The organism is Pedobacter sp. HMWF019, assembly GCF_003061025.1.
In the GTDB taxonomy this organism is placed as follows: domain Bacteria; phylum Bacteroidota; class Bacteroidia; order Sphingobacteriales; family Sphingobacteriaceae; genus Pedobacter.
The window spans coordinates 8,191-17,721 of the sequence record NZ_QAIL01000352.1; the positions used below are offsets into that span (position 1 = coordinate 8,191).

The following is a 9,531-nucleotide window of genomic DNA, read 5'->3' on the forward strand; positions in this document are numbered from 1 at the left end:
TGAATACGTGCCCCAGTTGGATAATCAATCGGTTGATGATGATATGGATCCAAGTTTGACTTTTGTGATCAGGGAGTTTAATTCTCGGGGGGATTTTATTGCGAATGCTTTTTTTCCGAATGATCCGCCTTATAAGAGGAAACTTTTTATTGATCCTAGGTTTTTTACGATGCAGGAAAGTAAGGCTGGGGTTTTGAGACATGAGTTGGGGCATGTTTTGGGCTTTAGGCATGAGCATATTTGGTCTGCTGCTGAAAGTTGTAAAGGGGAGGGTATAATTGATGGGTATCTTGGGGCAAGGCAGCAAACGGCTTATGATTGTTATTCGGCTATGCATTATCCGTGTGGTGGGTGTGGTACGCTGGAAATGAAGTTGACGCAGTCTGATATTGCGGGGGCTCAAAAGATATATGGCAAACCTAGGATTGCAATGAATTAAAGTGAGGATTGAGTGTTGAAAATATGTTTTCTGATCTCTCTGAACCTTGCAGGTTCTAAGGTTCGATTCAGTAAAACATATTTTCTTGGATGCAGACCGGAGGGAGAGGTAACGAGCATACTGGGATATAGGTTTATTTATTTACTTATTTTCATCTGTGCTACTTTTCGTAATTCTGCTGCAGTGGGTCTTTTTGTTATATAGTTCATGGATTTTTGTAATAAAAACGCCCATTATATTGGCTCCAAAAATTGTATTTTGAATATGAGCCTGAGCAAAATTCTCATTTTCGTGAGCAGCTATGAAACAACATATAAGTTCATTTAGTGTTTCCAGGCAGTCTGATGGGGCATTCATGTGAAAAAAATCCTCCATTGTTTCGTGAAGATCTGCTTCAATTCTTTTTTGAATATCTGGATCGTTATGGGCTACTAGCATATCTGAAGGCCTTTCGGTTGTTGAAATGAGTCTGTTTCTAAAATGTCCAGGTCTCTTAAAAGGGCTTTTAATTCATATTGCTTGGAAACAATCGTGTTTTCATTTTTTTCTATGACCCGGAATAATCTGGTTAATTGTTTATATGTTCTAAATATTTTTTCCTGGTTTTCTGGCTCGTTTTCCAATAATAGTGTGAAAGCATCATCTATGGTCTCATAGAAATTTAGGAATATGCCTATTTCTGAAATTACTTCGAAAACCTCTATGAGTTTTAGAGTTTCAATTGTAAGATCGCCTACTTTTTGCCATTCTTCTTTAGAAATTGATTTGGTTGTATTTTGAAATGCTTGCTCCTTAAGGTGGTCAATCATCATTATTCTATCTTTGGATAGTTTCTGCGCCATAGTTTTAATTTTACTAAAATTCTATCCAAATATTTGATTTTAGAATCGCTCGTATATTTTTCCATAAATTTTATGGTTTTTGTAGGGAATTGCAATGTATTGTTTTGAAAATGAACGATTTTATTAAGGAGAACAGAATTTAGTTTTGTGCGTTACTAATAGGTGGGATGGGGTGGTCAATACGGGATCTTGGTTATTTGAAGCTATTTGTCTTTAAGCTTTTCATAGAGTGTTATTAGCTTGCTTTGTAATTCAAATAGTTCTTGTTCTCTTTGGGCCAGTTTTTCTTTTAAATTCTCTATGGCTTCTTTATGTTCTGATCTTCCTTCTTCTCCGAAGAGAATATCGGAGGTTGTCACTTCAAAATAGGCTGCGAGTTGGTTGAGGCGGCTGATGTTGATGTCTGTAATTCCTGCTTCGATTTTAGAGAAAGCTGGAATGGAGATTCCAAGGGCTTTTGCCATTATTGCTTGGGATAGGTTATTTTTCTTGCGCAATTGTCGGATGTTTTTTCCAATTTGATTTGACATTGTTTCTGAAATGGGGATTTTCATTTTTTTTAACGAAATATTTGAGTTGATATTATCTATTAATGATGTGGTGTATTGCGGTTCTTATATCGAAATTGAGCTTGTGAAAGAGTAGGTTGTGTGGTTTGTTTTGTGCAAGGAACCAAAGCAATTCTTTGGTGTACAGGATGCCGATACATTTTCCGTTTTCTACGATATGTAGAAATTCTGCGTTTAATTCTGAGAGCTTGGTTAATGCATCTACAACAAGTTGATCTGGATGTAAATGCTGGGAAGTAATTTCTTTGGAGGTGTAAATTTCTCCGTTGGTGATGTATGAATGGAATTCCATGGCAGAGGAATGCACTATTCCCAAAAAGGGTCATAGTGATTTGTATAATAAATGAGTGGATTGGGGTTTATTGATGTAGTTTTTTAAGGTATTCTCCAGGGCTTAGACCAGTTTGTTTTTTGAATTCTGAAAAGAATACACTTCTGGATTTAAATCCAGCTTCTGTTCCAATGCCTTCTAGGGTGAGGTGTTTGTGATCGGATATGTTGGCAAGTTTTTGTTTAACGTGTTCGATCTTTAAAGTATAGATAAGTTGATTGAAGCTTTTTTTGTATTTGTTTTTAATGATAGAACTAATTTGATGGGCGGGAATATCCATTGTTCTGGCAAAGCTTTTTAAGGTGATTTTTGGTTGATAGATGATATTGGTATGTTGCAAGTGATGATCTATTCTTTCAAAAAGATCGGCAGTCTGGCTTTCGTCGTTGTCTAGTTGGATTTCTTTGTAGATCCTTTTTAAGGTTTCTTCTCGAATGCCTAAATAGCTTGCCTGGTGGTGGAAGGGGATACGGTTGATGTGTTCTGAGATATGCTCTAATAGGTAGAGGTATTTTTCTTTTGCAGTTCCTAGTCGAATCATTTTGGAGCGTTCATGGGCTTCCTGGAAACAGCGTTCCATTATGCGGCGCATGATTGCGTTCATCTCTGGATGGTGTTGGTAGAAGTAATGGAAGTCTTGTGCGTGCAGTCCGATAACTAAGGTATCTTCAACCGCAAAAATACTTTCGTCGGATGGTTTTTGCCCGTACATACCGGATATAGAGGTTACGAAGCTTCCATTTGCAAGGATGAAGGTGGTGAGTTGCTTATCGTTTCTATTTGTTGTGGAGATGAGGATACCTTCTGCGAGGTAGTAGAAGTGATAACAATATTGTTCTTGTATGGCCAGATATTGCCCTGTTTTTATTTGTTGGATTTTTAGCCTTTGAATTAATTGAGTTTTTAATTCTTCGCTTAGGGGATGATAGGAAGAAAAAATATCGATTAATTGATCTTTTAGGCTTGAGGCGTTACCGTTTTTAGATAACTTTTTTCGCATGCTGGTTTACAAATATATATCGAGCGATAATTTGTAATTGAAGGGCGATACAAATATAGGGATATGTTAGATAGGTATGTTAGGGGGATAATTGATGATTTTGAATTAATTGTTTGCTGGTCAGTTGTTTGTGGTTGATGTTTTGATTATAGTGCTATTTTTTTTGATTATAATGCTATTAATGGGAAAAAGCTACACCTCTTTTCACACTGGACCTTACGGGCCCTGAGGTGTGAAAAGAGGTGTAGCTTTTTTTGGGTGCAGACCGTGGAAGGTGCATATCGGGAGGGTGAAGATAGATGTTTTTAGGATACTTCTACGAATAGGCAGTTTCCGAGTGGGTTTCTTTTATAGAGTTGCCTGAGGGATCGTTGAAAAAATGATAGGTGATCATAGACTTCTTCAAATATGACTTGACCTTCGCGGCTCAACTTGATGGTGTTTAGGTGATAGCTTATTGGATCATCGCCAAAACTGATATATAGGCCGTAATAATGATCTCCTTGAAAGACATTTGTATAGCTTTCTTGCAAGTACTGTTTTACTTCGTTTACGGATGGTCTGGTGTTTAAAAAGCGAAAAACTTGTAATAGATCTCTTTTGTGATTGGGCTGGTGACTGCTGCGGTAAAAGTCGATATAATATTGCTCCAGAAAGGGTTTTAAGTTTTGTTCTAAAACTTCTGGTTTTAGGTTCCAGATGTATTCTCCTTCGCTGATGATGCAGTCAAATAAATCCAGTTTGTCTACAATTGCTTGTCCGAATGCTTCTTCTGGTATTTTACCTTCGACATTGATTTTTTCTACAGATTTAACTGGTGCACTAAAGCCAGTGATAATCCCTGTTGATAGATGTGTTGACATTGTTCGTTTTTCTATTAATAGTTAATGATTACAAAGCTATAAATAATGAATTATAGTTTTAATAATTATATATAAATTAAATTTTGGTTGTTTTGTGATATTTTTGAAGAATTTTGCAAAATTTTTTGAAAAGTGGGCTGCTTATAATTTTACAAGTGGGGATACTTTTTGTATGGGTATCTTGTATCAATCATCTTTTATTTTGACCTAAATTAATGCTATGGAAAGACTCATACTTAGATTTTAGATGCGATGTTCTTTCGTGTCGATTTTGCAGATAGACTGGTTATTGTTTTTCTGCTTCTTATTTAATTAACGGTGGTATTTGCTGTTTTTGGGATTGCTTTTACCATATAATCTTAATTTTTATGAAAACATTTTTAGAGAGTATAATAATGATTGTGAAGATTTTGGGGGAGATTAAGGAGGGCTTGGAAGCTTGGAGGGCGGAGAAGAGAAGGGTGGAACGGGCAGTTGAAGAAAATGAGGTTTGGTTGGACAGTGCAGATGTTAAGCAGTTGCTGAATATTGGTAAGGCGACTTTGTACAGGAGACGTGAGGATGGGGCCTGGGTTTCGAAGAAAATTGGAAAAAAGTGGTTTTACTTGAAATCTTCTCTGTATTGAAAGGGATCAAATGGGCTCAGAAAGGGTTCAATTTGGTTCAAAATGGTTCAGTATTTTTTGAACTGTAGTTTGTTGTTTGTGAGGTGGTTATCTTTGTGTTGTGGGTGTTTGATTCTAATTGACTGGCCAGTACGAAAGGTTTATCGCTTACGAAATAACAGATTTTTTAACCCTTAATTTTTAGAAATATGGGAAAATACAAGAAAGGGATTCTCGGCCCGTTCCGGGGAATTGTGGGCACTGTAGTTGGTGCGATTTGGAAGGGCATACACTACATGCGAAGTTTGCCGGATGTGTCTCCGGATAGGAAGCCTACGCCGGCACAGTTGAACCAGCAGTTGAGGTTTAGCACAGTGATGGAGTTCTTGAAGCCGCTTAAGGTGTTGCTGGAGATCGGTTATCAGGCTTTTACAGATGGAATTTCACCTTTTAATGCGGCTTGTTCTTATCATTTGAAGTATGCGGTGATGGGTACGGCTCCTGATTACTTGATCAATCCGGTTAAGGTGGTGTTTAGTGTTGGAGATTTGGAGGAGCCACAGGATCCAGGAGTGACGACTGGAGGTGCAGCGAAGGTACTGTTTGACTGGGGGGCCTTGGTGGATACGGATCATGGTGCGGCGACGGATAAGGCCACTTTTATGGTGTATAATCCTACGCTGTTGAAGTATGTGACGTTGCGGAATGCGGTAGCGAGGACTGCTTTAACATTTACTTTACCGCTGCCGGCGGCTTGGATTGGTCATGATGTGCATTGCTATATGGCTTTTGTGAGTTTGGATGGTAAGCAGGTGAGTAATAGTGTGTATGCGGGTGAAATGCCTGTGATTTAACGGTTTGGCGTGTCTGTTTGGACACGCCTGCTTTTGGTTTTATTTTAATGGTTTATGTTATGAAAACGTTGAGATTAAAGTATTTGGGTTTAGAGGTGGTGGATTTTATGGGGAGGGTTAAGTGGGAATACCATGTATTGGTTTTCTTGGTGATGGTTTGGTTTTTTGTTCCTGGTTTGTTGAATAGGTATGATGCGCAGGCGGGCTTTATTGATCAGAATATTTTGTTGCTGATGGTGTTGAGTGTGATTGGTTTTTTGGGTTTGCTGGGTTTGTGCTGGTGGTTACTAGATAGGTTTTGGAGAGGGATTGGTTTACCTGGGGTCGGTTTGATGGTTTTACAATTTAAGGATTTGGAATTATGGATGCAGTTAGGGTTTTACTTGTGTTCTTTTGCTTTACTGCTTTTGGCGGCAGTGGGCTGCATGGTGGCGATTTGTTAGGTATCGCCAGTCGAGAGGTTGGTGTTCGGGAGTGGAGTGGGAGAAATGATGGGCCGCGGGTGGAGGAGTATTTGAGTTGCGTGGGTTTGAAGCGTGGTGCGCCTTATTGTGCGGCTTTTGTATCCTGGGTTTTTATGAAAGCTGGGTATGGGGTTCCCAGGACGGGTTGGTCTCCGGCTTTGTTTCCTATCGGTCGGATTGTTAGGGAGGCTGCTCCTGGGATGGTTTTCGGTATCTATTTTAAATCGCTTGGTAGGATTGCGCATTGTGGTTTGGTAGAGAAAGTGAGGGGGGATTGGGTGGTTACGGTTGAGGCCAATACGGATCCGTCTGGTGGGCGGAATGGGGATGGTGTTTATCAGCGGATGCGGCATAAAAGATCTATTTACAGATATTCTAATTGGTTGAGCTATGGAACTGGAAGATGAGATTAAAGGGATTACTTATCATTCGTTAAATTTTGTGATTTCCAGGTTGATGGAGGAGTGTTTTTCCTTGGCTTTTGAGGGGGAGCTCTCTGATTTGAAAGATTTGGTTGAACCGGATTCGTATTGTGAAACAACAGATCATATTAGCGCACTGAATATTGAATTGGATTTGTTGGATTCTTTGGAGAATTCTGTGATTAAGGGATTGATGGTTTCTGTGAATAGGGTGTTAGAATGTTCCAGAACTTTTTTGATGATCAACAGTCTGGAAGGCTTAGAGATTATTCAGGAAACGGATTGTTTTGATTTGGCTTCGGGGCTGTATTATTCTTATGATGTGGAGGAACCGGAGGAGGGGATGAGTTATAAGGATAGGTTGTATGCGCTGTATAGTCATTATTTGATATTTCAGATGGTGATTTGCCATTGTTCGTGCATGTTTACGTTCAAAAAGCGGGAGGCTTATACTGAGACGGATGCCTTGTATTTTGACCGGACGGATGATTTGTTTGAGGGTAAGATTGAGGTTGAGGATAAGAATGCGCAGTTGTTGTTGACGCTGGTTGCTGGTTTACAGGATGATATTTTGGTGTTGGGTGAAATTATTGGTTAATGTTTTAGTTTAAATTTTATAGTTATGGGAAGGTATAAAAATGGTATAAATGGGAATGTTTCGGGGAAAATTGGTAGTGTGATTGGTTCTTCGTGGAAGGGTGTGCCGTATTTGAAGGGTTTGCATGATTTGAGTAGTGTGCCGCCTACGGAGGCGCAGTTGAATCAGCGGTTGAAGTTGTCTATTGTGAGTAGCTGGTTGAGGCCGTTATTAAGTTGGATCAATATTGGGTATCAGCATAGTGTGGAGGAGAAAACGGCGATGAATGCGGCGGTTTCGTATCATATGAAGGAGGCGCTGGTGGGTGAGGGGCCTGATTTTAGCATTGATTTTTCGAAGGCGATTTTTAGCCGGGGGGAGTTGTTGATTTCGTGGGTGAAAAATGTGTTTTTGTTATTGAATGCTTCTGTTCATGTGGTTTGGTCTAATGGTCCGCTTTCTGCGTTTTGTGGGGCTTCGGATCTGGCTAATTTTATTGTGTATAATAGTACGAAGGGTAAGTTTTTGGGGTTTAAGGATGTTGCGTTTCGTTCTTCGAAGGAGGCGTTGTTGAGGTTGCCTGTTGGGTTTGTGGATGATGTTTTGTATGGGTGGATGCATTTTGTGAGTGAGGATGGGGGGAGGGTGAGTACGAGTGTTTATCTCGGCAAGATTGGGTGAAAAAACCTGCACTTCTTTTCACACTGGACCTTCCGCGAAAAGCTTCAGGCCCTGAGGTGTGAAAAGAGGTGCAAGGTTTTTTTGGGTGCAGACCGGAGAGGGGGAGGATTGGGAGGAAGGGAAATAAAAAATGACAACCAAAAGTTGTCCTTTTTATTTTTCTATCATGATTTACTTTAGAGTCGTTCGATTTCTTCGACGGTTAGACCTAAACCTTTTGCTATGTCTGGAATGGCTACGCCTAACTTTTTGAAGTTTCTGGCAATTGCCTTTTTTTCTGCCAGGACTTTTCTATTTGCTTGTGCTTCGGCTTTTTTCTCAGCTTTTTTAGCGCCTCTGTCTTCGGCCATTGCAATTATAAGTTCGTCTGTACCCATTGTTTTGGTTATTTGTTTTTTAGTTAATGGTTGCAAAGCTATATATAATGATTTATAGTTTTAATTATTGTATAAAAATTAAATTTTGATTGTTTTATGATAATATTGAGGAGCGAAGCAAAATTTTGTGGAAGACCCTGCAAGTCTTTTCTCACTGAACCTTCCGCGAAGGGCTTCAGGTTCTGAGGTGTGAAAAGAGGTGTAGGTTTTTTTTGAGTGCAGACCGGAGAGGGTGAGGATTTGTGAATTTTGTTTTGTCAATTATATGCCCTAATTTACATTAATGAATTAACCTCAACTCAAACGCCCTATGAAATTCTCAAAAATTGCTCTCTCTTTAAGTGTCATGGCATTGCTCGTACTGAAGCAACTAAAGAGCCGCTGTTTATCATTATTGTTCAAAGTCAGTTTGCCTTTGAAACAGAAAATGTACTCAAGGATTATCAGGATGTGATGAAACAATTAAATATATTCTATAGTCAGGTCGTTGATTTTGTCCGGGACAATACGGAAGGGTACTTCGATAAATTAATTCCAAAGCCCCTGGTTTTTGATGATGTAATAGATCAAATGAAAGCAAATGGTTATTATCAACATCTAAATTAATATTTACTTTACAACTACGACTGATGACAACCTCCAAAAACTGTGACCTTATGGTGTTCAAGAGTTTCTTTATACGCATACTTCATATTCTGGCATTCTCTTGCTTAGTTTATATACCAAACGGCAATGCCCAGGAGAAAATTTTCGTGCCATTAGATCCATTCGTAGCTGTAAAAAGAATGACAGCCATTGGGAATATTCAGTCAGGAAAGGTTAAGATTGATGTTACAGTATTGAACATTTTTAATAAACCTCTTGAAGTGACATTAAACCTTGAGGGATTTGAGAATTTTGGGATAACCGATGATCAGGGGCATAAATATCAATTGTTTCTGGGCAAAAATACTTCTGCTAGAATGACAACACATACGGGCTTTTCTCAAATTACTGATTTTGCTTATGAAGGCAAAAAGGTCATAGGTAAACCGACCATAAAATTTTCAATTCCACCAAAAAAGGATCGTAGTTTTTCCTATGTTTTGAATCAGGTTGATAGAAGAACCAAAATTCTTAAAGAATCTCATGTAAGACCTGATATAGTTATGGATCAGAAAAATTACCGCCTTAGAACCACCACAACGGACAATATTAAAATCTTGTGGAAATAAATAAGTTGATTAACAACTGTGATTTTGTTGGAAAACCCTGCATTTCTTTTCTCACTGGACCTTCCGCGAAGGGCTTCAGGCCCTGAGGTGTGAAAAGAGGTGCAGGGTTTTTTGGGGGGAGCTGATCCAAGTTAGATGTTAGGGAATTATTGATGAAGTTGGGGAATTGAAATTGTAGTCTAACTATAAATCTCAGCCTTTAATTATAGTTTAACTCCATATATTAGAACATAACTAAGTTTTATATCATTTACTATGTTAAGGAAGTTGGGGAAAGCCCTGCACTTCTTTTC

General features: G+C 38.9%; 16 protein-coding genes. 9 read left to right on the plus strand and 7 right to left on the minus strand.

The window, feature by feature from the left end:
- A partial coding sequence (locus DBR11_RS29930) for a M57 family metalloprotease (RefSeq protein WP_199233893.1) occupies positions 1-439 on the plus strand: 439 nt, incomplete at its 5' end.
- 141 nt (positions 440-580) lie between these two features.
- Here DBR11_RS29930 and DBR11_RS19430 read toward each other — a convergent pair.
- From DBR11_RS19430 to DBR11_RS19455, 6 genes are all read right to left on the minus strand, one after another.
- On the minus strand, positions 581-877 hold the full coding sequence (locus DBR11_RS19430; protein ID WP_108554289.1) for a hypothetical protein: 297 nt from the start codon (positions 875-877) through the stop codon (positions 581-583).
- On the minus strand, positions 871-1,281 hold the full coding sequence (locus tag DBR11_RS19435; RefSeq protein ID WP_108554290.1) for a hypothetical protein: 411 nt from the start codon (positions 1,279-1,281) through the stop codon (positions 871-873). Before DBR11_RS19435 ends, DBR11_RS19430 begins: the two co-directional genes overlap by 7 nt.
- Positions 1,282-1,484: 203 nt before the next feature.
- Positions 1,485-1,835, minus strand: coding sequence for a helix-turn-helix domain-containing protein (locus tag DBR11_RS19440; protein ID WP_233260831.1), 351 nt, complete (start codon positions 1,833-1,835; stop codon positions 1,485-1,487).
- Between the two features lie 28 nt (positions 1,836-1,863).
- A complete protein-coding gene (locus DBR11_RS19445) occupies positions 1,864-2,142 on the minus strand; it encodes a hypothetical protein (RefSeq protein WP_108554291.1) in 279 nt (92 codons plus the stop codon).
- A 67-nt stretch (positions 2,143-2,209) separates the two neighbouring features.
- Positions 2,210-3,181: a helix-turn-helix domain-containing protein gene (locus DBR11_RS19450; RefSeq protein WP_108554292.1), complete on the minus strand. Its 972-nt coding sequence runs from the start codon at positions 3,179-3,181 to the stop codon at positions 2,210-2,212.
- A 305-nt stretch (positions 3,182-3,486) separates the two neighbouring features.
- Positions 3,487-4,044 (minus strand): hypothetical protein, encoded by a 558-nt coding sequence (locus DBR11_RS19455; protein WP_108554293.1) that lies wholly within the window; start codon positions 4,042-4,044, stop codon positions 3,487-3,489.
- Between the two features lie 368 nt (positions 4,045-4,412).
- Here DBR11_RS19455 and DBR11_RS19460 point away from each other — a divergent pair, with 368 nt between their 5' ends.
- The 6 genes from DBR11_RS19460 to DBR11_RS19485 all read left to right on the plus strand — a co-directional run bounded on the left by DBR11_RS19460 (position 4,413) and on the right by DBR11_RS19485 (position 7,647).
- The gene (locus tag DBR11_RS19460; protein ID WP_146186593.1) at positions 4,413-4,670 is read left to right on the plus strand and encodes a helix-turn-helix domain-containing protein; all 258 of its coding nucleotides are present in this window, start codon (positions 4,413-4,415) and stop codon (positions 4,668-4,670) included.
- 188 nt (positions 4,671-4,858) lie between these two features.
- On the plus strand, positions 4,859-5,503 hold the full coding sequence (locus DBR11_RS19465; protein WP_108554295.1) for a DUF6266 family protein: 645 nt from the start codon (positions 4,859-4,861) through the stop codon (positions 5,501-5,503).
- 59 nt (positions 5,504-5,562) lie between these two features.
- Positions 5,563-5,946: a hypothetical protein gene (locus DBR11_RS19470; protein WP_146186594.1), complete on the plus strand. Its 384-nt coding sequence runs from the start codon at positions 5,563-5,565 to the stop codon at positions 5,944-5,946.
- The gene (locus DBR11_RS19475; protein WP_233260832.1) at positions 5,865-6,374 is read left to right on the plus strand and encodes a peptidoglycan-binding protein; all 510 of its coding nucleotides are present in this window, start codon (positions 5,865-5,867) and stop codon (positions 6,372-6,374) included. Before DBR11_RS19470 ends, DBR11_RS19475 begins: the two co-directional genes overlap by 82 nt.
- Positions 6,358-6,987, plus strand: coding sequence for a hypothetical protein (locus tag DBR11_RS19480; RefSeq protein WP_108554297.1), 630 nt, complete (start codon positions 6,358-6,360; stop codon positions 6,985-6,987). Before DBR11_RS19475 ends, DBR11_RS19480 begins: the two co-directional genes overlap by 17 nt.
- Positions 6,988-7,011: 24 nt before the next feature.
- Entirely contained in the window at positions 7,012-7,647 is a 636-nt protein-coding gene (locus DBR11_RS19485) for a DUF6266 family protein (RefSeq protein WP_108554298.1), read from the plus strand.
- Between the two features lie 176 nt (positions 7,648-7,823).
- Here the strand turns inward: DBR11_RS19485 and DBR11_RS19490 are convergent, their stop codons facing one another.
- Positions 7,824-8,024: a hypothetical protein gene (locus tag DBR11_RS19490; protein ID WP_108554299.1), complete on the minus strand. Its 201-nt coding sequence runs from the start codon at positions 8,022-8,024 to the stop codon at positions 7,824-7,826.
- A gap of 453 nt (positions 8,025-8,477) precedes the next feature.
- Between DBR11_RS19490 and DBR11_RS29685 the strand changes: the two genes are divergently transcribed.
- On the plus strand, positions 8,478-8,630 hold the full coding sequence (locus DBR11_RS29685) for a hypothetical protein (RefSeq protein WP_158275334.1): 153 nt from the start codon (positions 8,478-8,480) through the stop codon (positions 8,628-8,630).
- A 23-nt stretch (positions 8,631-8,653) separates the two neighbouring features.
- The gene (locus tag DBR11_RS19500) at positions 8,654-9,238 is read left to right on the plus strand and encodes a hypothetical protein (RefSeq protein ID WP_108554301.1); all 585 of its coding nucleotides are present in this window, start codon (positions 8,654-8,656) and stop codon (positions 9,236-9,238) included.
- Positions 9,239-9,531: the final 293 nt, after the last annotated feature.

What these genes read in the sequence shown, in the direction of transcription:
- DBR11_RS19430 (WP_108554289.1), bottom strand. Translation starts at nt 877, where the DNA reads ATGCTAGTAGCCCATAACGATCCAGATATTCAAAAAAGAATTGAAGCA.
- DBR11_RS19435 (WP_108554290.1), bottom strand. Translation starts at nt 1,281, where the DNA reads ATGGCGCAGAAACTATCCAAAGATAGAATAATGATGATTGACCACCTT.
- DBR11_RS19440 (WP_233260831.1), bottom strand. Translation starts at nt 1,835, where the DNA reads ATGAAAATCCCCATTTCAGAAACAATGTCAAATCAAATTGGAAAAAAC.
- DBR11_RS19445 (WP_108554291.1), bottom strand. Translation starts at nt 2,142, where the DNA reads ATGGAATTCCATTCATACATCACCAACGGAGAAATTTACACCTCCAAA.
- DBR11_RS19450 (WP_108554292.1), bottom strand. Translation starts at nt 3,181, where the DNA reads ATGCGAAAAAAGTTATCTAAAAACGGTAACGCCTCAAGCCTAAAAGAT.
- DBR11_RS19455 (WP_108554293.1), bottom strand. Translation starts at nt 4,044, where the DNA reads ATGTCAACACATCTATCAACAGGGATTATCACTGGCTTTAGTGCACCA.
- DBR11_RS19460 (WP_146186593.1), top strand. Translation starts at nt 4,413, where the DNA reads ATGAAAACATTTTTAGAGAGTATAATAATGATTGTGAAGATTTTGGGG.
- DBR11_RS19465 (WP_108554295.1), top strand. Translation starts at nt 4,859, where the DNA reads ATGGGAAAATACAAGAAAGGGATTCTCGGCCCGTTCCGGGGAATTGTG.
- DBR11_RS19470 (WP_146186594.1), top strand. Translation starts at nt 5,563, where the DNA reads ATGAAAACGTTGAGATTAAAGTATTTGGGTTTAGAGGTGGTGGATTTT.
- DBR11_RS19475 (WP_233260832.1), top strand. Translation starts at nt 5,865, where the DNA reads ATGGATGCAGTTAGGGTTTTACTTGTGTTCTTTTGCTTTACTGCTTTT.
- DBR11_RS19480 (WP_108554297.1), top strand. Translation starts at nt 6,358, where the DNA reads ATGGAACTGGAAGATGAGATTAAAGGGATTACTTATCATTCGTTAAAT.
- DBR11_RS19485 (WP_108554298.1), top strand. Translation starts at nt 7,012, where the DNA reads ATGGGAAGGTATAAAAATGGTATAAATGGGAATGTTTCGGGGAAAATT.
- DBR11_RS19490 (WP_108554299.1), bottom strand. Translation starts at nt 8,024, where the DNA reads ATGGGTACAGACGAACTTATAATTGCAATGGCCGAAGACAGAGGCGCT.
- DBR11_RS29685 (WP_158275334.1), top strand. Translation starts at nt 8,478, where the DNA reads ATGAAACAATTAAATATATTCTATAGTCAGGTCGTTGATTTTGTCCGG.
- DBR11_RS19500 (WP_108554301.1), top strand. Translation starts at nt 8,654, where the DNA reads ATGACAACCTCCAAAAACTGTGACCTTATGGTGTTCAAGAGTTTCTTT.